This is a genomic window from Frigoribacterium sp. Leaf164, assembly GCF_001423665.1.
Lineage (GTDB): Bacteria > Actinomycetota > Actinomycetes > Actinomycetales > Microbacteriaceae > Frigoribacterium > Frigoribacterium endophyticum.
Genome location: NZ_LMOX01000003.1, coordinates 473,812 through 496,265 on the forward strand (window position 1 = coordinate 473,812; position 22,454 = coordinate 496,265).

Annotated in this window: 20 protein-coding genes; 13 read left to right on the forward strand and 7 right to left on the reverse strand. The window is 74.9% G+C overall.

Annotation, left to right across the window (positions count from 1 at the left end; translation table 11 throughout):
• Positions 1-17 precede the first annotated feature (17 nt).
• From ASF82_RS10235 to ASF82_RS10260, 6 genes are all read left to right on the forward strand, one after another.
• Positions 18-1,601, forward strand: a complete 1,584-nt coding sequence (locus tag ASF82_RS10235) for a glycosyltransferase family 87 protein (RefSeq protein ID WP_156370074.1) — start codon at positions 18-20, stop codon at positions 1,599-1,601.
• A gap of 9 nt (positions 1,602-1,610) precedes the next feature.
• Positions 1,611-2,441, forward strand: a complete 831-nt coding sequence (gene modA, locus ASF82_RS10240) for a molybdate ABC transporter substrate-binding protein (protein WP_056056728.1) — start codon at positions 1,611-1,613, stop codon at positions 2,439-2,441.
• A complete protein-coding gene (locus tag ASF82_RS10245) occupies positions 2,419-3,324 on the forward strand; it encodes an ABC transporter permease (RefSeq protein ID WP_082514552.1) in 906 nt (301 codons plus the stop codon). Before modA ends, ASF82_RS10245 begins: the two co-directional genes overlap by 23 nt.
• Positions 3,321-4,550 (forward strand): ABC transporter ATP-binding protein, encoded by a 1,230-nt coding sequence (locus ASF82_RS10250; RefSeq protein ID WP_056056731.1) that lies wholly within the window; start codon positions 3,321-3,323, stop codon positions 4,548-4,550. Before ASF82_RS10245 ends, ASF82_RS10250 begins: the two co-directional genes overlap by 4 nt.
• 181 nt (positions 4,551-4,731) lie before the next feature.
• Positions 4,732-5,844 (forward strand): GTP 3',8-cyclase MoaA, encoded by a 1,113-nt coding sequence (gene moaA, locus ASF82_RS10255; protein WP_056056734.1) that lies wholly within the window; start codon positions 4,732-4,734, stop codon positions 5,842-5,844.
• A gap of 1 nt (position 5,845) precedes the next feature.
• Positions 5,846-6,115: a MoaD/ThiS family protein gene (locus ASF82_RS10260; protein WP_056056735.1), complete on the forward strand. Its 270-nt coding sequence runs from the start codon at positions 5,846-5,848 to the stop codon at positions 6,113-6,115.
• A 271-nt stretch (positions 6,116-6,386) separates the two neighbouring features.
• Here the strand turns inward: ASF82_RS10260 and ASF82_RS10265 are convergent, their stop codons facing one another.
• Complete coding sequence (locus ASF82_RS10265) at positions 6,387-7,670, reverse strand: ThiF family adenylyltransferase (protein WP_082514554.1); 1,284 nt, start codon at positions 7,668-7,670, stop codon at positions 6,387-6,389.
• On the opposite strand from ASF82_RS10265, the gene ASF82_RS10270 reads away from it, so the two are divergent.
• Positions 7,669-9,462 (forward strand): hypothetical protein, encoded by a 1,794-nt coding sequence (locus ASF82_RS10270; protein ID WP_082514555.1) that lies wholly within the window; start codon positions 7,669-7,671, stop codon positions 9,460-9,462. The two genes, ASF82_RS10265 and ASF82_RS10270, sit on opposite strands and share 2 nt — an antisense overlap.
• 354 nt (positions 9,463-9,816) lie before the next feature.
• Here the strand turns inward: ASF82_RS10270 and ASF82_RS10275 are convergent, their stop codons facing one another.
• From ASF82_RS10275 to metG, 5 genes are read right to left on the reverse strand one after another with little or no spacing between them, the layout of a single operon-like run.
• The gene (locus ASF82_RS10275) at positions 9,817-10,755 is read right to left on the reverse strand and encodes a 4-(cytidine 5'-diphospho)-2-C-methyl-D-erythritol kinase (protein ID WP_056056739.1); all 939 of its coding nucleotides are present in this window, start codon (positions 10,753-10,755) and stop codon (positions 9,817-9,819) included.
• A 14-nt stretch (positions 10,756-10,769) separates the two neighbouring features.
• Complete coding sequence (locus ASF82_RS10280; RefSeq protein WP_200931996.1) at positions 10,770-11,432, reverse strand: DUF4287 domain-containing protein; 663 nt, start codon at positions 11,430-11,432, stop codon at positions 10,770-10,772.
• Between the two features lie 4 nt (positions 11,433-11,436).
• Positions 11,437-12,324, reverse strand: coding sequence for a 16S rRNA (adenine(1518)-N(6)/adenine(1519)-N(6))-dimethyltransferase RsmA (gene rsmA, locus ASF82_RS10285; RefSeq protein ID WP_056056743.1), 888 nt, complete (start codon positions 12,322-12,324; stop codon positions 11,437-11,439).
• Positions 12,324-13,274 carry a TatD family hydrolase gene (locus tag ASF82_RS10290; RefSeq protein WP_056056745.1) on the reverse strand — a complete coding sequence of 317 codons (951 nt, stop codon included), beginning with the start codon at positions 13,272-13,274 and terminating at the stop codon, positions 12,324-12,326. The genes rsmA and ASF82_RS10290 overlap by 1 nt, the downstream gene beginning before the upstream one ends.
• Complete coding sequence (metG, locus tag ASF82_RS10295; protein ID WP_056058938.1) at positions 13,271-14,839, reverse strand: methionine--tRNA ligase; 1,569 nt, start codon at positions 14,837-14,839, stop codon at positions 13,271-13,273. The genes ASF82_RS10290 and metG overlap by 4 nt, the downstream gene beginning before the upstream one ends.
• 287 nt (positions 14,840-15,126) lie before the next feature.
• Here metG and ASF82_RS10300 point away from each other — a divergent pair, with 287 nt between their 5' ends.
• Positions 15,127-16,059, forward strand: a complete 933-nt coding sequence (locus tag ASF82_RS10300; RefSeq protein ID WP_056056747.1) for a type IV toxin-antitoxin system AbiEi family antitoxin domain-containing protein — start codon at positions 15,127-15,129, stop codon at positions 16,057-16,059.
• A gap of 189 nt (positions 16,060-16,248) precedes the next feature.
• Here the strand turns inward: ASF82_RS10300 and rsmI are convergent, their stop codons facing one another.
• A complete protein-coding gene (rsmI, locus tag ASF82_RS10305) occupies positions 16,249-17,079 on the reverse strand; it encodes a 16S rRNA (cytidine(1402)-2'-O)-methyltransferase (protein WP_056058944.1) in 831 nt (276 codons plus the stop codon).
• Positions 17,080-17,136: 57 nt separating this feature from the next.
• Between rsmI and ASF82_RS10310 the strand changes: the two genes are divergently transcribed.
• From ASF82_RS10310 to ASF82_RS10335, 5 genes are all read left to right on the forward strand, one after another.
• Positions 17,137-18,840, forward strand: coding sequence for a dolichyl-phosphate-mannose--protein mannosyltransferase (locus tag ASF82_RS10310; protein WP_056056749.1), 1,704 nt, complete (start codon positions 17,137-17,139; stop codon positions 18,838-18,840).
• Positions 18,831-19,238, forward strand: a complete 408-nt coding sequence (locus ASF82_RS15565) for a hypothetical protein (protein ID WP_156370076.1) — start codon at positions 18,831-18,833, stop codon at positions 19,236-19,238. The genes ASF82_RS10310 and ASF82_RS15565 overlap by 10 nt, the downstream gene beginning before the upstream one ends.
• Positions 19,239-19,360: 122 nt before the next feature.
• Positions 19,361-20,659: an O-acetylhomoserine aminocarboxypropyltransferase/cysteine synthase family protein gene (locus ASF82_RS10320; RefSeq protein ID WP_056056753.1), complete on the forward strand. Its 1,299-nt coding sequence runs from the start codon at positions 19,361-19,363 to the stop codon at positions 20,657-20,659.
• Positions 20,656-21,219, forward strand: a complete 564-nt coding sequence (locus tag ASF82_RS10325; protein ID WP_056056755.1) for a CoA-binding protein — start codon at positions 20,656-20,658, stop codon at positions 21,217-21,219. Before ASF82_RS10320 ends, ASF82_RS10325 begins: the two co-directional genes overlap by 4 nt.
• Positions 21,220-21,494: 275 nt before the next feature.
• The gene (locus ASF82_RS10335) at positions 21,495-22,370 is read left to right on the forward strand and encodes a sulfurtransferase (protein ID WP_056058947.1); all 876 of its coding nucleotides are present in this window, start codon (positions 21,495-21,497) and stop codon (positions 22,368-22,370) included.
• The last annotated feature ends 84 nt before the right edge of the window (positions 22,371-22,454 follow it).

A 22,454-nucleotide genomic window follows, 5' to 3' on the forward strand; every position in this document is an offset into this window, starting at 1 on the left:
TCGTCCAGACTGGTCGCGTGCGTACTCTATTCGCGGCCGTGGCCGTCTCCGGATTGGCGGCGACCGTGGCCTGGGGCGTGCTGGAGCTGGGCTTCCTCGAGAAGGACCTCCGCGACTCCTACGTGCTCTGGACGGCCGCGTGCTGGGCCCTCTTCGTGCTCGCCGTCGTGCTGCTGCGACGGGTGCCCCTGCGGGCCGTCACCGCCCTCGTGCTCGCCGGCACGGCGCTGCTCGGCGGCGCCGCCCTCGTGGGCCCGCCGAACACCAGCACCGACCCGGCCCGCTACGCCTGGGACGGCATCGTGCAGGGCGCCGGCACCTCGCCGTACACGTACACGCCCGACTCCGGCGAGCTACGCGACCTGCGGCCGGAGTGGATCTTCCCGCCCGCGGCCGACTTCACCCGCGACGACGGCACGATCGGCCAGCGCTGCAGACAGCCCGACCGGCAGATCCACCGCGCCTACGACACCGAGACCGGCGACGTGGTCTGCACCGCGATCAACCGGCCCGAGGTGCCGACGATCTACCCGCCGACCGCCGAGCTGTGGTTCTGGGCGGTGCGCTCGGTGGTGCCCGCCGACGTGGAGTTCCTGCCCTTCCAGCTCGCCGGGGCGCTGCTCGTGCTCGGCACGACGGCCGCCCTGCTCGTCGCCCTGCGGCGGCGCGGGCTCGACCCGCGGTGGGCGGCGCTCTGGGGCTGGTGCCCGCTCGTGCTCGGCGAGGGCGTGACGAACTCGCACGTCGACCTGCTCGGCGCCGTGCTCGTCGTCGTCGCCTCGCTGTTCGTCGCCCGCGGCGCGGGCTGGCGCGGCGGCGTCGCGCTGGGCGCCGCGATCGCGACGAAGCTCATCCCGGTCATCGCCGCGCCAGCGCTGCTGCGCCGCCAGCCGGTGCGGGTGATCGTCGCCTCGATCGTCACCTTCGCCGTGCTCTACGTGCCGTACGTCGTGTCGACGGGCATCGGCGTGCTCGGCTACCTGCCCGGCTACCTCACCGAGGAGGGCTACGAGGACGGCTCGCGCTTCGTCTTCGCCTCGGCGTACCTCCCCGACTCCGTCGCGACGCCCGTGGTCGCGCTCGTGCTGCTCGTCACCGGCGTCGTCGTGTGGGTCAGGACGCCGCCCGGCGACCCCTGGCTCGGCCAGCTCGTGATGATCGGCGTGACCCTCGTCGCCGTCAGCCCCCGCTACCCCTGGTACGCCCTGCTGCTCGTGCCGTTCGTCGCCATGACCGGGCGGTGGGAGTGGCTCGCGATCCCGCTCGCGCTGCTCGTGCGGCAGCTCGAGCCGGGCCAGGCGCTCCAGAGGTCGTCGCTCGCGGCGGCGGTGCTGGTCATCCTGCTCGGGACGATCCTCCGCGCCGGGGCCGGCTGGCTCGACCGACTGGCGGACCTGGCGGAGGCGGGGGCCCGGCGCCTGCGCCACCCGCGCTGGCCGCGGGGCCGGGGCGGGCGTGCCGCCCTCGGGGGCAGGGGCGTCGCGGGCGCCCGGGGCGTCGGGGGCGTCGGGGGCGTCGGGGGCGTCGGGGGCAGCTCCGCCGGGGCGGCGAGGTCGACCGGGGCCGCCGGGCCGCCGGGGGCGTCGGGGGCGTCGGCCTAGGATCGTCGCATGCCGACCCGGTCACGCGCCCCGCGCCTCCTCGCCGCCGCCCTCGTCGGGCTGGGCGTGCTGGCCGCCTCGACGGCGTGCTCCGCCGGCGACCTCGGTCAGGGCGACGACACGACCGCGGGCACGACCGCCCCGGGCCGGGCGACGCCCGCGCTGTCGGGCGAGGTGACCGTGCTCGCCGCGGCCTCGCTGACGGAGACCGTCGACCGCCTCGCCGCCGAGTTCGAGGCGGCGAACCCCGGCACGACCGTGACGGTGAGCTACGGCGGCAGCTCGGCGCTCGCGCAGCAGATCGTCTCCGGCTCGCCCGTCGACGCCTTCCTCAGCGCGAGCAGCGCGACGATGCAGACCGTCGTCGACGCGGGGCTCGTCGAGGGCGAGCCGACCACCTTCGCGCGGAACGCCCTCGAGATCGCCGTGCCGGCCGGCGACCCGGGCGACGTCGACTCCCTCGCCGACCTCGCCGACCCCGACGTCTCGGTCGCGCTCTGCGCCGTCGAGGTGCCCTGCGGCGCGCTCGCCCGGCAGCTGCTCGAGGCCGAGGGCGTCGACGTCGTGCCCGCCACCCTCGAGCCCGACGTGAAGAGCGCGCTGACCAAGGTCGAGCTGGGCGAGGTCGACGCCGCGCTCGTCTACGAGACCGACGTCGCGGCCGCCGGCGACCGCGTGCAGGGCGTCGACGTCGGCGGTGCCGACGCCCCGACGACGGCGTACCTCGGGGCACGCCTGCGCGACGCTCCCGACCCGACCGTGGCCGACGCCTTCCTCGCGTACGTGCTCTCCGACCCCGGGCAGGACGCCCTCGCCGATGCCGGCTTCCGGGTCGGCTGAGGCCGGGGCGGCCTCCGGGGTGGGCTCCGGGGCAGGGCCGGCCTCCGGGGCGGGGCGCGGCGCGGTCGCGACGCGGCCCGGGCGCCGTGACCGCCGCCTCCCGGTGCTCGTGCTCGTGCCCGCGCTCGTCGGCCTCGCGCTGCTCGTGCTGCCCGCCGTCGCCCTGCTGGTGCGGGCGCCGTGGGCGACGCTGGCGCCGCGACTCCTCAGCGAGGGCGTGCTCGACGCCCTGCGGGTCTCGCTGACCAGCGCCCTGCTGGCCACCGCCCTCAGCCTCGTGCTCGGCGTGCCGCTGGCCTGGCTGCTGACGACGAGCGACGGCTGGGCGGCGCCGTGGCGTCGCCTGCTGCGCGCCGTCGTGACCGTGCCGCTCGTGCTGCCGCCCGTGGTCGGCGGCGTCGCGCTGCTCTACCTGCTCGGGCGCCAGGGGCTCATCGGGCGGCCCCTCGACGCCGCCTTCGGCGTCACCGTGCCGTTCACCCTCGGCGCCGTCGTGATCGCGCAGACCTTCGTCGCGATGCCCTTCCTCGTGCTGAGCGTCGAGGGGGCCCTGCGCGGGGTCGACCGCGGGCTCGAGGCCGCCGCCGCGTCGCTCGGCGCGTCGCGCTGGTACGCCTTCCGGCGCGTGACGGTGCCGCTCGTGGCACCGGGAGTCGCGGCGGGCGCCGTGCTCTGCTTCGCCCGCGCCCTCGGCGAGTTCGGCGCGACGATCACCTTCGCCGGCACCTTCCCCGGGCGCACCCAGACCCTGCCGACGAGCGTCTACCTCGCCCAGCAGAGCGACCCCGAGAGCGCCGTCGCGATCTCGCTGCTGCTGCTCGCGGTCGGCGTCGGGGTGCTGCTGCTGCTGCGCGACCGGTGGCTGACGACGGGGGCGCGGTGAGCGGGGGCGCAGCGGCCGCCGAGCTCGGGGCCGGGGCCGGGCTCTCGGCGCGGCTGCACGTCGCGCGCGGGGCGTTCCGGCTCGCCCTCGACCTCGACGTCGCGCCCGGCGAGGTGGTCGCCCTGCTCGGGCCCAACGGCGCCGGCAAGTCGACCGTGCTCGGGGCTCTGGCCGGGCTGCTGCCGGCCGACGGGTCGGCGGTCGTGCTCGACGGGCGGCCGCTGGAGGGCGGCTCGACGGCCGGTGGCGCGAAGGCGGACGGCCGGGCGGCGCAAGGCCCGGCGGCGCGGCGGCCGGCGGCGCAGGGCCCGGCGCGCAGCGTCCCCGCGCGCGACCGCGACGTCGGCACCGTCTTCCAGGACTACCGCCTCTTCCCGCACCTCACCGCCCTCGAGAACGTCGCCTTCGGCCTCCGCGCGCGGGGCGTGCCGGCGACCCGGGCCCGGGCGCGCGCCCGCGACGAGCTCGCCCGCGTGGGGCTCGCCGACCAGGCCGGGCGTCGCCCCGGCGAGCTGTCGGGCGGCCAGTCCCAGCGCGTGGCGGTGGCGCGGGCGCTGGCGGCCGACCCGCGACTCCTGCTGCTCGACGAGCCGCTCGCCGCACTCGACGCCGGGGCGCGGGCCGACCTCCGGGCGGCCCTCGCCGAGCTGCTGCGCGGGGTCGCCGTGCCGACGGTGCTCGTGACCCACGACCCGGTCGACGCGGTGGCCCTCGCGCACCGGGTCGTCGTGCTCGAGCGGGGAGCCGCCGTGCAGCACGGCAGCCCGACCGCCGTGCTGCTCGACCCGCACACCCCGTACGTCGCGTCGCTGACCGGTGCCACGGTGTGGTCGCCCGCGGCGGTGCACGAGGGGCCGGGCACGCTGACCGCGGAGCTGCCGGGCGGGGTCGTGCTGACGTCGACGCGCCCGCGGGCCGCGACGGGGCCGCCCCGGGTCGCCTTCCCGGCCGAGGCGCTGGTGCTCTCCGCCCCCGGCCGCGGCGGGGCCGGCCGGGTGGCCGCCCCGGGGGACCTCCCTGCAGGAGGCGCGGCGCCCGCCGCCCTCGCCGCCCGCGTCGTCCGCACCGAGCAGCGTCTCTCGCGGCTGGCCGTGCTGGTGGCCACCGACCGGGGCGGTCACCTGGCCACCGCGGAGGTGCCCCTCGGCGACGCCGACCCCGCCGTGCTGCACGCGGGCGCCCCGGTGACGGTGACGGTCGACCCGGGCCTCGTCACGATCCGCTGACCGACGGGCGTTCCCCGCTGCACCGGGGGCCAGCACCGGCGAGGACACGGACCCGCCGACTCGCCGGGACGACCCCCGACGGCCCCGGGCCGAGCCGGCGGGAGCGCGACCGGGCCGGTCCGCGCCGCGGTCACCGCGCCTCCGGCCTGCGGCGTCCGCGTGGTTCGCCTACAGTCGTCGCATGACGGTCTCGCTCGGGTTGCCCGCCCTCCCCCGGCGCTCCGGCGAGGTCGGAGCCGGCAGCGCCGACGCCGGCCTCCCCGCGCGCCCCTCCGCCGACCGAGCCCCCGGCCTGCTCGACCGCTTCGGGCGCGTCGCCAGCGACCTCCGGGTGTCGCTGACCGACAAGTGCAACCTGCGCTGCACCTACTGCATGCCGGCCGAGGGGCTGCCCTGGCTGCCGAAGGACCAGGCCCTCAGCGCCGACGAGATCGTGCGCCTCGTCGCGATCGGCGTGCGCGACCTCGGCGTGCGGCAGGTGCGCTTCACCGGCGGCGAGCCGCTGCTGCGGGCCGACCTCGTCGACATCGTCCGTCGCGTCGCGGCGCTCGAGCCCCGGCCCGACGTGTCGCTCACGACGAACGCGATCGGCCTGGCGCAGCGGGCCCAGGCGCTCCGCGACGCGGGCCTCGACCGCGTGAACGTCTCCCTCGACTCCCTGCACGCCCAGACCTTCACTCAGCTCACCCGACGCCCCTTCCTCGACAAGGTGCTCGCGGGCGTCGACGCCGCGGCCGCCGCGGGCCTCACCCCGGTCAAGATCAACGCGGTGCTGCTGCCGGGCGTCAACGACCACGAGGCCGCCGACCTGCTGGCCTGGGCGCTCGCCGGCGGCCACGAGCTGCGGTTCATCGAGCAGATGCCCCTCGACGCCGACCACACCTGGGAGCGCGACTCCTTCGTCACCTCCCTCGACATCCGCACGCGCCTCGCCGAGCGCTTCGTGCTCAGCCCCCACGCCGCACCGCGTGACGGCGCACCCGCCGAGCGCTTCGACGTCGTGGGCCACGGCGCCGACGCCGGGCTGGCCGGCACCGTCGGCATCATCGCCTCGGTCAGCGACCCCTTCTGCGGCGACTGCCGCCGCACCCGGCTCACCGCCGAGGGCGGCGTGCGGAGCTGCCTGTTCGGCGACGCCGAGACCGGGCTCCGCGACCCGATGCGGGCTGGGGCCGACGACCGCGAGCTCGCCGACCTCTGGCGCGGGGCGATGTGGACGAAGCCCGCCTCGCACGGCATCGACCGACCCGACTTCGTGCAGCCCGCGCGGTCGATGAGCGCCATCGGAGGCTGACGTGACCCGAGCGACCCTGAGGTTCTTCGCGGCGGCCCGCGCGGCCGTCGGCCTCGACGAGCAGGTCGTCGAGCTGCCCGACGACGAGCGCGCGACCGTCGGGCGGCTGCTCGCCGAGGTGCGGCCGGTCGAGGGCACGTCGGCCGCCGACTGGCGCGACGTGCTGCTGCGCTGCTCGTTCCTCGTCGACGGGCTCACGACGCGCGACCGCGAGCAGCTCGTGGCGGACGGCGACGTCGTCGACGTCATGCCGCCGTTCGCCGGCGGCTGAGCCGGGCGTACGGCGGCGCGGGCTGAGCCGACCGGGCGGGCGGCGCGGGGCGCGGAGTCGGGCGGCGGCTCAGTCGAGCGCGCGGCAGCGCAGAACGAGAGCATCTCGGTCGCCAGCACCGGAGGGCCGGGGCTCCGACCCTCGTTCTCACCGGATCACTCTCAAATTCGAGAAGTGGCGCCGCCCACCGGTCAGCGGGCGAGGACGTCCGTGGTGCGTCAGCCGCGGGCCAGGACGGGGTGCCCCGCCGACAGGCCGGGGACGGGCCGCCTCAGCGACGGGCCGCGGCGTCGGCGCGCAGCTGCCAGCCGAGCATGCCGCCGTCGAGCACGGCCACGTCGAAGCCCTCCCCCGCGAGCAGGTCGGCGGCCGCCCGTGCCCGGGGCCCCCGTGCGCAGTAGACGATCACGGGCACCGCGGGGTCGAGCTCGGGCCGCTGCCGCGTCCGCACGCCGAGGCCGGGCGCCGTGACGTCGCCCGGCAGGTGCGCGAAGTCGTGCTCGTCGGGCTCCCGCACGTCGAGCAGGGTGAACTCGGCCACGCCCTCCTCCCGCGCCGTGAGCAGCTCGGCGAGGTCGTCGGCGCTCACGTCGGGCCCGACCGCCCGGGCCTCCGAGGCGGCGACAGGAGCAGCCGGGGAGGCGGTGGTCACGACCGGGCCCGCCGACGCGCTCGGCTCGACCCGCGACTCCTCGGGGTCGGCCCACTGCCGGGACGCGGCCGCGCGCTCCCGCTCGGCCGCCCGGTGCGGAGCCCGCCGCAGCCGGCTCTCGCGCCACGAGCCGCCGAGGGCGTCGAGGGTGACCACGCGGCCGAGGAGGGGCTCGCCGACGCCCGTCAGTAGCTTGACCGCCTCGGAGGCCATGACGCCGCCCACGGTGCCGCAGAGCGGGCCGAGGACGCCGACGTCGGCGCAGGACTCGTCCCAGCCGGAGGCGGGCGGCGCCGGGTGCAGGTCGCGGTAGTCGACGGAGCGGCCGTCGGGGGCGGCGTCCCAGAAGACGGAGACCTGGCCGTCGAAGCGGGAGACGGAACCCCAGACGACGGGCAGCCCCCGGGCCGCGGCCTCGTCGGCGACGAGGTAGCAGGTGTCGAACGAGTCGCTGCCGTCGACGACGAGGTCGTACCCGTCGAGGAGCGACGCCGTCTCGGCCGTGAGCCGCACGGGGTGCACGACGACCTCGACCTCCGGGGCCGCGGCACGGACGCGCTCGGCCGCGACGTGGGCCTTCGGCCGGCCGACGTCGTTCGGCGAGAAGAGCACCTGACGTTGTAGGTTCGAGCGGTCGACGACGTCGTCGTCGACCATTCCCAGCGTCCCCACACCGGAGGCTGCGAGATATTGGACGACCGGTGCGCCCAGCCCACCGGCACCCACGACCAGCACCCGCGCTGCCCGCAGCCGGCCCTGGGCGTCGAGACCGAAGCCCGGCAGGCGGACGCTGCGCGACCAGCGCACGTCGTCCTCCGGGGCGGTGGCCGACCCCTCGGGCCCGGCGACGGCCCGCGCGGCGGACACCCTGACAGACGACACGAGAGGGGGCAGTGACGACATGGCGGACCTCCTGAGACCAGCCGCGGGCGACGCGGCCGCGCCCACTGTATCCCCGACCACCGGCACCGCCGACGGCACGGCCCCCGGCACCGCCGACGGCCGTGCCGACCGCCCGGCCGGCCGCCCTCGTGGGGCCGTCGCGCGCCTCCTGCACGCCCGTCACGCCGACGCCGTCCTCATCGGCCTGCTCGCGACCGTGGTGTCGGGGGCCTTCCTCGGGGTGCCCTCGGTCTGGTACGACGAGGCCGCGACGGTCGTCTCGGCCACCCGCACCTGGGGCCAGCTCTGGACGATGATCCACACGGTCGACCTGGTGCACGCCACGTACTACGCCTTCATGCACCTCTGGTTCGACGTCTTCCCGTACTCGCCGACGTCGCTGCGCGTGCCGAGCGCCCTCGCGACGGGCGCCGCGGCCGGGTTCACGGTGGCCCTCACGCGCATCCTCGTGGACCGCCGCACCGCCGTCGTGGCCGGCCTGCTGTTCTGCCTGCTGCCCCGCGTCACCTGGATGGGCGGCGAGGGCCGCTCGTACGCCCTGTCGGCGATGTTCGCCGTCGCCCTGACCCTCGTGCTCGTCGTGGCCGCCCGCCGCACCTCGGAGGACGGCGTGGCCCGCACCCGTCGCTCGGTGGCGCTCTGGTGGGTCGCCTACGGGGTGCTCGCGGTCGTCGCCGCCGCGTTCTTCCTCTACCTGGCGCTGCTCGTCGTCGGCCACGCCGTGACGATGATCGTCCGGGTCGTGCGCGACCACCATGACCAGCGCGACCAGGTGGGGCGCGTCGACGAGTGGGCCCGCACGGGCTCGGTCGTCGTCGTGCCGGCCGGCGCCGCCGCGGGGTCGGCCACGGGGCCGCTCCGCACCGCGACCCAGCTCGGCGGCGTGGTGCGCGACTCGGTGCGCTCGTCGCGCCGCGCCTTCGTCGGGTGGTTCGGCGGCGCCGTCGTGGCCGGCCTCGCCTGCCTCCCGCTCGCCTGGTTCATCTCGGGGCAGAACGGGCAGGTCAGCTGGATCGAGCGGCCGAACTTCGACACCCTGCGCGGCGTGCTGGTGACCCAGTGGTTCATCGGCAACGAGAACTTCGCCGTCTTCGCGATCCTCGCGATGGCGTCGACCCTCGTCGTGCTGGCGCTGCGCCTCGCCCCGGCCGCGCGCGGCTTCGCCGAGGTCGTGCTGCCCTGGCTCATCGTGCCGACGGTCGGGCTCGTCGGCGTCTCGCTGGTCGTCGACCCGCTGTACTCGCCCCGGTACCTGACCTTCGGCACCCCCGCCGTCGCCATGACGATGGCCGTCGCCGTGGCCGCGATCCCCTGGCGGCGCGTGATCGCCCTCGTGCTGCTCGTGGCCGTCGTGCTCACGACCCCCAGCTGGCTCGAGCAGCGCGAGCCCGAGGCCAAGGACTCCTCGGCCTGGGACCAGGTCGCGGCCCTCGTCGCCCGCGAGCGCGCGGAGGAGCCCGCCGGCACCGCGGAGGGACTCGTCTTCGGCCCCGTGCGGCGTCACCCCCACGCCACGTCGCGGATCATCCAGGACACCTACCCGGCCGCGTTCGAGGGCATGTCCGACTTCACCCTCGAGACGCCCGGCGCCGAGACCGACGGCCTGTGGGAGACCCAGCACGACCTCGGCGACGTGCTCGACCGCACGGCCGACCTCGACGTCGTCTGGCTGATCACGAGCGACAAGCAGGACTGGCGCCCCCGCGTCACCGACGAGCTCGGCAGCGTCGGGTTCCACCTCGACGAGGAGTGGTCGCTGACCCGCACGAACGTGCTGCGCTACACGCGCTGAGCGGAGGTGGGCGCCGCCCGAGGCGGCCCTGGTGGCGGGCGCCGCTGCGGGCCGACGCCGCCCCTGCTCCTGCTCCTGCTCCTGCTCCTGCTCCTGCTCCTGCTCCTGCTCCCATCCTCTCTCCCTCCCAATGTGAGAGTGATCGGCCCGCGCGCGGCCTGGACGGCCCGGTCTCAGGTCTGGGGAGCACGGATCTCTCTCGCATCGCGGGTCGAGGGGTCGCGGGTCGGGGAGTCGCGGGTCGGGGAGTCGCGAGTCGAGGAGTCGAGGAGTCGCGGGTCGAGCCGACAGGTCCCGGTCCCGGTCCCGCTCCGGTCGGGCGAGAACGGTCGGCTCCCGCAGAGAGGGCCCGCCTCAGTCGGCGACGACGCGGGCGCCGTGCACCGGCCCCGTCGCCCGCAGCACCGTGAGGCGTGCCGCGCTGAGCGCGATCTGCAGCTCGAGGGCGCTGTCGAGGTCGGCGGTGAGGAACGCCACGGTCGGCCCCGAGCCGGACACGATGCCCGCCAGCGCGCCGTTGCTCTCGCCGAGCTCGAGCACCGCGGAGAGGCCCGGCTCGAGGTGCAGCGCGGGCGCCTGGAGGTCGTTGTGCATGCTGTCGGCGAGCATGCCGGCGTCGCCGGCGCGCAGCGCCTGCAGCACCCCGGCGTCGACGACGGGCTGCCGCACCGGCGCGATGTCGCTCTGGTGGCGGCGGCGGTGCTCGTCGAGCTCGCGGTAGACGGTGGGGGTCGAGAGGCCGAAGTCGGCGAGGGCGAGCACCCACTGGAACTGCCCCTTGGCGAGGGCGGGGCTCAGCTCGTCGCCGCGGCCGGTGCCGACGGCGGTGCCGCCGGCGAAGGCGAAGGGCACGTCGGCCCCGAGCTCGGCCGCGAGCCGCAGCAGCTCGTCGCGCCCCACGCCGGTCTGCCACAGGGTGTCGCACGCGAGCAGGGTCGCCGCCGCGTCGGCCGAGCCGCCGCCCATGCCGCCGGCGACCGGCACGGCCTTGTCGATGGTGAGGTCGACGCCGCCGGCCCAGCCCGTCGTGGCGGCGAGGAGGCGGGCGGCCTTGATGGCCAGGTTGCTCTCGTCGGTGGGCACGCCGGAGACGTCGACGCCCGGGCCCGCCGAGACGCGCACGGTGAAGTCGTCGGAGTGCCGCGCCCGCACGTCCTCGTAGAGCGAGACGGCCTGGTAGGCGGTCGCCAGCTCGTGGTAGCCGTCGCCCTGCAGGTCGCCGACGGCCAGGAAGACGTTGATCTTGCCGGGGGCACGCGTGTGGACCACGGTCGGGGCGGCCACGGTCGTCATGACTCCCAACCTAGTCAGTTCTGCCGGTCGCTCACGACGCGGAAGGCCTTCGTGAGCTCCTGCTTGACGGGTTCGACCCGCTCGGGCAGGCGGAGCCTGCTGAGGGTCAGGCTGACGGAGCACTTGCCGCCCACCGGCGGAGCCACGGTGAGCAGGAGCGACTCGTCGCTCGGCAGCCGCCAGCGCGCCGTGGGGTGCTTCGCCGAGCGGCTCGTCGAGTCGGGCGGGCCGCCCGCGAAGGCGGCGAAGCGCTCGACCGCGAGGTCGAGCAGCTCGAGCTGGCCGCCGCGCAGGCTGCGGCTGACCGACACCGAGAACGTGCCGTCGGCCTGCTGACCGGGGAGGCGCATCCCCCTGGCCTGCTCGTACCGCACGGTGATGCTCTGGGCCCACCAGCCCGGCACCTCGTGCTCGTCGACCAGCCAGCGCGCGATCTGCGTGTGCGACCGCGTCGTGGAGCCCGCCGCGTCGAGGAGGGCGAACCACTGCTCGGCGCTGCGGCCGGTGCCGGCGCCGAGCCGGGCGTCGCTCATCGTCTGCTCGTGGCCGCTGACGCCGCGCGGGGGCACGCCTCCCGCGGCGGCTGAGGCTGCGGCGGCAGCGGTCGCGCCGTCGGCGGACCGGCGACCCGACGACCCACGACGACGCGGCGTCGAGGGGTCGTCGTGGATGCTCACGGGGTCAGTCTGCCTCGGGAGCGCCCTCGGCGACCGGGGCGGCGCCTCCCCCACGGCCGCTCGCGCGCACGATGCGGAGGAAGTCGTCGACGGTCAGCTGCTCGCCCCGCTCGGTCGGTTCGAGGCCCGCGGCAACAAGCGCCTCGGAGGCGGCCGCCGACGACCCGAAGACGCCCGAGAGCGACTGGCGGAGCATCTTGCGTCGCTGCTGGAAGGCGCCGTCGACCAGCTCGAAGACGGCGAGGCGCTCCTGCTCGGTGCCGCGGGGCTCGCGCCGGTCGAACGCGACGAGGATGCTGTCGACGTTCGGCACGGGCCAGAACACCTGGCGGCTGACCTGGCCGGCCGTCGAGAACTCGCCGTACCAGGCCGCCTTGATGCTCGGGGCGCCGTAGATCTTCGAGCCGGGCTCGGCCGCGAGGCGAAGGCCGACCTCGGCCTGGACCATGACGAGCCCGCGCTCGAGCGACGGGAAGTGCTCGAGGAAGTGCAGCAGCACGGGCACGCTGATGTTGTAGGGCAGGTTCGCGACGAGGTGCGACGGCTCGGAGGGCAGCGCGACGACGCGCATCGCATCGTCGACGATCACCCGCAGGTCGGCGGCCGGCTGCAGCAGCTGGACGGTCTTCGGCAGCTGCTCGGCGAGGCGCTTGTCGATCTCGACGGCGACGACGTCGGCCCCCGCCTCGAGCAGGCCGAGGGTGAGCGAGCCGAGGCCCGGGCCGATCTCGACGACCGACATGCCGGCCGAGACGCCGGAGGCCGCGACGATGCGCCGCACCGTGTTGGCGTCGTGGACGAAGTTCTGGCCGAGCTTCTTCGTCGGCTGGATGCCGAGCAGGTCGGCGAGGTCGCGGATCTCGGCGGGGCCCAGCAGGGTCGAGCGCGACATCAGCCCTCGACCGTCACGGGCTCGTCCGTCCACGAGCCGTAGACCAGCTCGGTGTTCGACGAGATCTGGGCGGCGAGCATCGACACGTCGGTGCCGATCGTCTCGGCCATCGACCGCAGCGTGTGCGGGATGAGGTACGGCGCGTTCGGCCGGCCGCGGAACGGCGTCGGCGTGAGGTACGGCGCGTCGGTCTCGACCATGACGAGGCTGCGGGGCAGCTGCACGAGCGCGTCGCGGAGGGGCTGCGCGTTCTTGAACGTGACGGTGCCGGCGAAGGAGGCGTACCAGCCGTTCTCGGCGAGGATGCTCGCGAGCTCGGGGCCGCCGCTGAAGCAGTGGAAGACGGTCTTGTCGGGGGCGCCGACCTCGAGCAGCAGGTCGACGACCTCGTCGTGGGCGTCGCGGTCGTGGATCTGCAGGGCCAGGCCGTGCTTCTTCGCGATCTCGACGTGGGCGACGAACGACTCGATCTGGGCGTCGCGGCCCTCCTCGCCGGTGCGGAAGAAGTCGAGCCCGGTCTCGCCGATCGCCCGCACGCGGGGTCGCGAGGCGAGCTCGTCGATCTCGGCGAGGGCGTCGGCCAGCTCGCCGCGGGCGGCGAGGGCGGGCGCCTCGTTGGGGTGCAGCGCGACGGCGGCGAGCACGCGCGGCTCGCGGGCGGCGATCGCGGCCGACCAGCGCGACGTCTCGAGGTCGGTGCCGACCTGCACGACCCCGCGGACGCCGACGCTCGACGCCCGGTCGAGGTGCTCGCGGTAGTCGAGCGAGTTCTCGCCGTCGGCGATCTCGAGGTGCGTGTGGTTGTCGTACACGGGCACGACGAGGGCCTGCGGGCTCGGCGGGTACGTCAGGTCGCGCGTCTGCCCGCCGGACTCGGTGGAGGCGCGGTGGCGGACGTGCGCGGGAGCGACGCCCCCGGGGGCGGCCGCGTCGCGGTCGGCGTCGCTCACGCCGCCGGCTCCGGCTGCTCGATGCGCGGGAAGAGCCCGGCGGCGAGCGGCACGACGGCCGGCGCGCTCGACCACTCGGCGGCCCGGTCGACCGGCTGGCTGGTCAGCGTGCCCTGGCCGATGGACTCCCACAGCGTGTGCGTCGCGGTCGGGATGAAGGGCGAGAGCAGCACGGTGAGCGTGCCGAGGCCGCGGAGGGCGGTGCTGAGAACCGTCGCGAGGCGCTCACGCTGGTCGTCGTGCTTGGCGAGGGCCCAGGGCTCCTGCTCGGTGATGTAGCCGTTGAGAGCGTCGACGAGCTCCCAGATGGACGCCAGCGCCTCGTTGATCGCGAAGCGCTCGATCGCGGCGTCGGCCGCGGCCGTCACGCGCAGCTCGGTCTCGCGGATCGCGAGGTCGGCGTCGGTCAGCTCGCCGGCGACGGGGACGACCCCGTCGAAGTAGCGGGTGATCATCGCGACGACGCGGGAGGCCAGGTTGCCGAAGCCGTTCGCGAGCTCGGCCTGGTATCGGGCCGCGATGTCCTCCCAGCTGAAGTTGCCGTCCTGGCCGAACGTGATGGCGCGCATGAAGTAATAGCGGAACGCGTCGGCGCCGAAGACGTCGGTGATCTGCTGCGGGGCGATGCCGGTCAGCTTCGACTTCGACATCTTCTCGCCGCCGACGAGCAGCCAGCCGTGGCCGAAGACCGCCTTCGGCACCGGGAGGCCCGCGGCCATGAGCATGGCGGGCCAGATGACGGCGTGGAACCGGGCGATGTCCTTGCCGACGAGCTGCACGGCCGGCCAGCGTCGACGGAACTGCTCGTCGTCGACGCCGTAGCCGATGGCCGTGACGTAGTTGAGGAGGGCGTCGAACCAGACGTAGACGACGTGCTCCTCGTCCCACGGGACCTTGACGCCCCAGTCGAAGCTCTGGCGCGAGATGGAGAGGTCGCGGAGGCCCTGCCGCACGAACTGCACGATCTCGTTGCGCACGGTCTCGGGCTGCACGAAGTCGGGCTGCTGCTCGTAGAGGTCGAGCAGGCGCTGCTCGAAGTCGCTCATGCGGAAGAAGTAGTTGTTCTCCTTCAGCAGCTCGACGGGCTTCGAGTGGATCGCGCAGACCTGCTCGCCCTCGAAGGGCCCGGTGCCCTCGACGAGGTCGCCGGGCTGCTTGTACTCCTCGCAGCCGACGCAGTACGAGCCCTCGAACTCGCCCTGGTAGATGAAGCCGTCGTCGTACAGCTTCTGCAGGAACTTCTGCACGCCCGCCTCGTGGCGCTCGTCGGTCGTGCGGATGAAGTCGTCGTTGCTGATGTCGACGGTCTCGAGCAGCGGCTTCCAGGACTCGGTGACGAGCTTGTCGGCCCACTGCTGCGGGGTCACGTCGTGGCTGGTCGCGGTGCGCAGGATCTTCTGGCCGTGCTCGTCGGTGCCGGTCAGCAGCCACGTGTCGTCGCCGCGCTGGCGGTGCCAGCGCGCGAGCACGTCGGCCGCGACCTCGGTGTAGGCGTGGCCGATGTGCGGCACGTCGTTGACGTAGAAGATGGGCGTTGCGATGAAGAAGGAGTCGCCGGCGGGCATGGCCACCATCTTAGGTGCGGCCACCGCCCCCGTGACGCGGCCCGCGCCTCCCCCCGGGGGCCTCCTCAGGGCAGGTGCCGGGCCTCGGCGGCGCGCTCTCCTCGCCTCGCCGGCTGCGGCGGGTCGTCGTCCTCGTGGGCGGGTGCGCGACGACCCGCCCACCAGGACACGGACCCGCCGCACCTGCGCTCGACGGCGTCCCTCCCCAGGACGCGGGAGCGCCGGTCCCTCCGCAGCCCCACGGAAGGACGCCAGGGAGTCGCGGGTCGTCTCCCAGGATCACCTCCGTGGACCCCTCAGACCTGGTCATCGCGACCTCCCGCCAACTCGCCCGTCGCGGCGTCGACCGCAACGCGCAGAGCCGACTCACCCGGAGGGGCGTGCTCGTCCGGGTCGCCCCGGGGGCCTACCTCGAGGGAGACGTCTGGCAGGCCCTGGACGCGAGGGGGCGCTTCGTCGCGCGGGCACGTGCCGTGGTCGCCACGCGCACCCGAGAACTCGTGGTGAGCCACCGCTCGGCGGCCGTCCTCTTCGGGCTGCCCGTCGTCGGCGGGCTCCCCGACCGGCTCGACGCGCTCCGCACCGAGGTGTCGGGCGGCCGGTCGGAGGCCAGCATCCGGGCGCACCGCTCGACGCTGCCCTGCGACCCCGTGCCGATCGGTGACTTCTGGCTGACGCCCCTGGCACGGACGCTCGTCGACGTCGCCCTCGCGCACTCCTTGATCGTGTCCGTGCCGATGATCGACCACGCCCTCCTCCACGGGATGGTCGAGCTCGACGAGCTGTCGGACGAGCTGGAGCGGCGCCCCCGCCATCCTGGCGCGCGGCGGGCGAGATCCGCGCTGGGGCTGGGCACCCCGCTGTCGCAGTCGCCGCTCGAGTCGCTCGTCCAGGTGAGGTGCTTCGAGGGCGGCTGGCGTCGCCCCGAGCAGCAGGTGCGCCTCCGGCTGCTGACGGGTCGCCGGGCCGAGGTCGACTGCCTGTGGCGCGAGCTGCCGGGGTCGACCGGGCCCGGCCTGGTGCTCGAGGCGGACGGCCGGTACAAGTACGGGCCGGACGCCGAGCTCATGACCGGAGACGAGCACTGGGACGAGAAGGTCCGGGAAGACGATCTCCGGGAGCAGGGGTACGACTTCCGCCGCCCGACCTGGGACCGGGTCTGGAACAGGGCCGCGTTCGAGGCGATGATGCGCGGGACCACCGTGCCGCGGGACTGGTGAGCCGCGGTGAACGCTCGCTGTCGGGCATGGTCGGCGGGTCGACGTCCTCCCCGGCGGTGCAGCACGAACCGTGCGGCGGGTTCGTGTCCCTGTGGGCGGGCGGGCGCTCGCCCGCCCACGAGGACACCAACCCGCCGCACTGGACAGGCCGGGCCGGCCGGGCGGGGGGCGCCGCGCCCCGGGGGCAGGTCAGGAGGGGCGGGGGGCCCGGGCGGCGAGGGCGGCCTGGTAGAGGTCGCGGCGGGAGAGGCCGGTGGCGGCGGCCACGTCGGCGGAGGCCTCCTTGAGGCGGGCGCCGTCGGCGACGAGCGCCTGCACCTGCGCGAGCCCGGCGGCGAGGTCGAACTCGCGCTCGGGGGCACCCTCGACCACGACGCAGATCTCGCCGCGCACGCCGTCGGCCGCCCAGGCGGCGAGGTCGGCGGCCGACCCGCGCCGCACCTCCTCGTGCATCTTCGTCAGCTCGCGGCAGACGACGACGCGGCGGTCGGCGCCGAGGGCGGTCGCGACGTCGCCGAGCGAGTCGGCGAGACGGTGGGGCGACTCGAAGAACACCATCGTGCGGCGCTCGTCGACGAGGGCGCCGAGCACCCGCAGCCGGTCGCCCTGCTTGCGCGGCAGGAACCCCTCGAAGCTGAAGCGGTCGGTGGGCAGGCCCGAGACGGCGAGCGCCATCAGCACCGCCGAGGGGCCGGGCAGCGCGGTGACCGTGACGCCGGCCGCGGCGGCGGCCTCGACGAGCGGGAACCCGGGGTCGCTGATGGCGGGCATCCCGGCGTCGGTCAGCACCAGGACGTCGGAGGCGCGGGCCAGCTCCACGAGCTCGCCCGCCTTCTCGCGCTCGTTGTGCTCGTGCAGGGCGATGAGCCGCGGGCGGTTCTCGACGCCGAGGGCGCGCATGAGGTGGATGGCCGTGCGGGTGTCCTCCGCGGCGATCACCTCGGCGTTGCGGAGGGCCTCGACGAGACGCGTCGAGGCGTCGCCGAGGTTGCCGATGGGGGTCGCGGCGAGAACGATCACCCGGTCATTCTCCCCCGGCGCGACGGAGCCGCTCGACGCGCCGAATACGATGGCCCGATGACGACCCCGGGCGAGCGCGAGTTCGACGCGCTCCTCGAGGCCGAGGGCGCGCCTCCCCGGGGCCCTGACGGACTCGATCAGGGCTCCGCCCCGGGCCCGGGCGAGGCCGGCGCGACCGCCCCGCCGCCGGCGCACGCCCCGCGCCTCACCCGCGTCGACGCCTGGTGGGGCCGGCTGCTCTCGACCCCCGGCCGTCGCACCGCCTGGCGCTGGGGCGGCCCGATCGGCGTCACCGTGCTCGCGGCCCTGCTGCGGCTCTGGCACCTCGGGGTGCCCGGCACGCTCGTCTTCGACGAGACCTACTACGTCAAGGACGCGTGGACCCTCCACGAGCTCGGCTACGAGGGCTCGTGGCCGACCGACTACGACGCCTCGTTCGCGGCGGGCGGCGCCGACGGGTTCCTGACCAGCCCCTCCTTCGTCGCGCACCCCCCGCTCGGCAAGTGGCTCATCTCGCTCGGCATGGCCGCCCTCGGCCCCGGCGACCCGGCGGGCTGGCGGCTCAGCACGGCGATCGCGGGCGTGCTCGCGGTGGCCCTCGTCGCCGTCATCGGCACGGTGCTGCTGCGCTCGACGCTCGTCGGCACGATCGCCGGCTTCCTGATGGCGATCGACGGCCACGCGATCGTGATGTCGCGGGTCTCACTGCTCGACAACTTCGTCATGCTGTTCGGGCTGCTGGCCTTCGGCGCCGTCCTGCTCGACCGGCGGCAGAGCGCCGGCCGTCTCGAGGCCTGGCTGGCGAGGAGGCGCGGTGCCGGTCGGGACACCGCCTGGGGCCCTGCCCTGTGGTCGCGCCCCTGGCTCGTCACCGCGGGGCTGATGTGCGGCCTCGCGACGGCCGTCAAGTGGAACGGCCTCTACTTCCTGGCCGTGTTCGCCGTCTACACCGTCGTCGTCGACGTGCTGGCCCGACGCCGGGCCGGCGTCGAGTTCTGGCTGTCGGGCACCCTCTTCAAGCAGGCGCCGGTGAGCTTCCTCCTCACGGTGCCGATCGCCGTCGTGGCGTACCTGGTGAGCTGGACGGGCTGGTTCGTCACCGGCGGCGGGTACTACCGCGACTGGGTGCAGGAGACCGGCGAGCGCTGGACGGGCGGACTGGCCTGGGTGCCTGACGTCGTGCAGAACTTCTGGCACTACGAGGCCGGTGTCTACGCCTTCAACGTCGGGCTGCAGACGCCGCACGACTACCAGGCGAACCCGTTCACCTGGCTGCTGATGCTCCGGCCGACGAGCATGTACTACCAGGGCACCGACCTCGGGCAGGCCGGCTGCGACGTCGCCCGCTGCGGCGAGGCGATCACCTCGATCGCGAACCCGCTGATCTGGTACGCCGCGGTCGCGGCCTGCCTCTACCTGCTCTATCGGGTGGTGCGGCACCGCGAGTGGCGGCACGGGGCGATCCTCGTCGGCATCGCGGCGGGCTACCTGCCGTGGCTGGCGTTCTCCGGCCGCACGGTGTTCCAGTTCTACACGATCGCCTTCGAGCCCTACCTCCTGCTCGGCCTCGCCGCGGTGATCGGGCTGCTGCTGGGGCGTCGCACCGACGACCTCGACCGACGCCGCCGCGGCCTCTCGATCACGGCGGGCTTCCTCGTGCTGGCCGTCGCCGTGTCGGTCTGGTGGTACCCGATGTGGACGGCCCAGCAGATGGACTGGGAGTGGATCCGCCTGCACTACTGGATCCCGTCGTGGAAGTAGGCGGCGCCTCCCCCGCCCCCGAGACCTGGTCGAAGTCCCCGGCCGGGCCGAGCCCCTCCGGCCGCGCCGCCCGCCGTCGCCTGGCCGCCGCCCGCTGCGACGCCTGCGGCCACACGTGGACGGCACACCCGGGGGCGCACGAGCCGGTGGTCACGCGCTGCCTCGAGTGCGCCGCGCAGGGCGACGGTGACGCGGCCGACCCCGACGCCGATGTCGAGGCCGCCGCCGCGGACGTCGAGCCGTGTCGCCGCAGGGTCCCGCGCCGAGTCCTCCGCCGCGCGTCGGCGCGGAGCCTCGAGAGCTCGGCGCCCTGGCACGTCAAGGCCGCCCACCGGGTCAAGCAGGTCCTGGGCGAGGTGATCGAGGCCGTCGTGGACGGGCTCACGAACCCCTTCTGACCCGTCGCCCGTCCCTCCCCACCCGTCGCCCGTCCCTCCCCACCCGCCGGAGGCGCGGGTCGACTGTGAAGTTCTGTGACCTCCCAGCCGGGGCCGTCAGGGGCAGCGGCTAGCGTGGCCCCATGGCAGATCGTGAGTACGGCTTCCGCACGCGGGCTATCCACGCGGGCAACATCCCCGACGCGGCGACGGGCGCCCGCGCCCTCCCCATCTACCAGTCGAGCGCCTTCGTCTTCGACGACACCGACGACGCCGCGGCTCGCTTCGCCCTGCAGAAGTACGGCAACATCTACAGCCGCCTCGCGAACCCGACCACCGCCTCCTTCGAGGAGCGCATCGCCAGCCTGGAGGGCGGCCTCGGGGCCGTGGCCACCTCGAGCGGGCTGAGCGCGCAGTTCATCACCTTCGCGAGCCTCGCGGGCGCCGGCGACCACATCGTGGCGAGCGCCAACCTGTACGGCGGGTCGATCACGCAGCTCGACGTCACGCTGCGCCGGTTCGGCGTCGAGACGACCTTCGTGCAGTCGAGCGAGCCGGCCGACTACGCCGCCGCGATCACGCCGGCGACGAAGCTGCTCTTCGTCGAGACCGTCGCCAACCCCTCCGGCGAGATCGCCGACCTCGAGGGCCTCGCCGAGGTCGCGCACGCCGCGGGCATCCCCCTCATCGTCGACTCGACCATCGCGACCCCCTATCTGAACCGCCCGATCGAGTGGGGCGCCGACGTGGTGATCCACTCGGCCACGAAGTTCCTCGGCGGGCACGGCACCACCCTCGGCGGCGTCGTCGTCGAGTCAGGCCGCTTCGCGTGGGACACAGAGAGGTTCCCGCTCTTCGACCAGCCGGTGGCGAGCTACGGCGGGCTGAACTGGTCGGGCAACTTCGGCGAGTACGCCTTCCTCACGCGCCTCCGTGCCGAGCAGCTGCGCGACATCGGGCCGGCGCTCGCCCCGCACTCGGCGTTCCTCCTCGCCCAGGGCGTCGAGACCCTGCCGTACCGGATGCGCGCCCACGTCGACAACGCCCGTCAGGTCGCCGAGTGGCTCGACGCCGACCCCCGCATCGAGCGGGTGCGCTGGGCCGGCCTGCCCGAGCACCCGCACCACGAGCGGGCGGCGAAGTACCTGCCCGAGGGGCCCGGCTCGGTCTTCACGTTCGAGCTCGCGGGCGGCCGCGCCGCCGGCAAGACCTTCATCGAGTCGGTCGAGCTCGCCAGCCACCTCGCCAACATCGGCGACGCCAAGACGCTCGTGATCCACCCCGGGTCGACCACCCACGCGCAGCTCAGCGAGCAGCAGCTGGTCGACGCCGGCGTGCTGCCCGGCTCGGTGCGCATCAGCGTCGGCATCGAGGACCCCGCCGACATCATCGACGACCTCGACCAGGCGCTGACCGCAGCCAGCAAGGGAGACCGGTCATGACCGACACCGTCACGACGCAGTTGACCAACGGGCTCACCTGCGAGCTGCCGTCGAGCTCGCCGCTCGCGAAGCTGTTGAAGTCGCAGCGCACCTGGGTCGGGCCGACCGCGAAGGAGCGCCAGGCGATCCTCCGCGAGGCGAAGTCCGTCGCGATCGTGGGCGCGTCGCCCAACGCCACCCGCTCCTCCTACTTCGTCGGCACGTACCTGCAGCAGTCCAGCGACCTGCGCGTGTACTTCGTCAACCCGAACGCCGACACGATCCTCGGCGAGAAGGCCTACCCCGACCTGGCGTCACTGCCCGAGGTGCCCGACATCGTCGACGTGTTCCGCAAGGCGAGCGACATCGCGTCGGTGGTCGACGACGTCGTGGCGAGCGGCGCCCGCACGATCTGGGTGCAGCTGGGGATCTACGACGAGGAGGCCGCGCGGTACGGCGAGGAGAAGGGCCTCACCGTCGTCATGGACCGCTGCATCAAGGTCGAGCACGCCCGCTTCAACGGCGGGCTGAACCTGATGGGCTTCGACACGGGCGTCATCTCGTCGCGTCGGTCGCGCTGACCCTGGTGCCCCGCGGGGGCTCGAGGAGTTCGCCCCCGGCCTCGACGCCGACCTGCTCGAGCTGATCCAGGCCACCGCCGAGCTCGAGCTGCAGGACATCGAGAGCTTCTCCGGCCCGACCGGGAAGTAGTCGCTCGCCCGGGCCGACCTGCGGGAGTCGCGGGTCGGCTCGGTCGTTCCGCCGGCGGGAGCCGCGGGTCGGCCCGGTCGCGATCGTGACGCGCCGTGAAGGCGCGCCCTGGCCGATGACAGGGGTCGGCAGTACCGTGGCCCGCATGCCTCCCGTGCTGACCTCCCCCCTCGTCTCGAGCCAGTGGCTCGCCGACCACATCGGGGCCGACGAGATGGTGGTCGTCGACGCGTCGGTCGTCTCCGTCGCCGGCCCCGACGGGCGGCCCAGCGGCCGCTTCGTCACCGGGCACGAGCAGTACCTCGTCGGCGGCCACGTGCCCGGCGCCGTCTTCGGCGACCTCGTCAGCGAGCTCAGCGACCACCGGGCCGACCTGCCCTTCACCCGCCCCGACGCCGAGCGCTTCGAGGCGGCGGTGGGCGCGCTCGGCATCACCAACGAGACCACCGTCGTGGTCTACGACTCGTCGGTCGGCCTCTGGGCCGCACGACTCTGGTGGCTGTTCCGTGCCTTCGGCTACGACGACGTCGCCGTGCTCGACGGCGGCTTCACGACGTGGCAGCGCGAGCAGCGCCCGATCGACGTCGGCCACGTCGAGCCGCAGCCCGCGCTCTTCCTCGCCGACGAGCGTCCCGAGCTCTGGGTCGACAAGGCCTACGTCGAGGCCGTCGTGCACGGCGACGAGCAGGCCGCTCTCGTCTGCGGCTCTCCCCGCGCCGAGTTCGCCGGCCACGAGGGCCGTCGCCCGCGGCTCGGCCACATCCCGGGCAGCGTGAACGCGCCCGCCGACGAGCTCGTCGCCGACGACCGGCGCTTCGCCAGCCCCGCGCAGCTCCGAGCCCTGCTCGCTCCCGCCCTCGGCGCCGACCGCGTCGTCGTCTACTGCGGCCAGGGCATCGCGGCCAGCGCCGACGCGTTGGCGCTCACCCTCGTCGGCGAGCGGAACGTCGCGCTGTACGACGGGTCGCTCACCGAGTGGGCCGCCGACGGCGACGCCCCGCTCACGACGCTCGCCGCCTGAGCGGGGGCCTCACCCGACCGCCACCGCGCGTCTGACCGCCGAGTGGTCACGAACTGTCGTTCCCGCGCGCGGGAGGAGCCGATC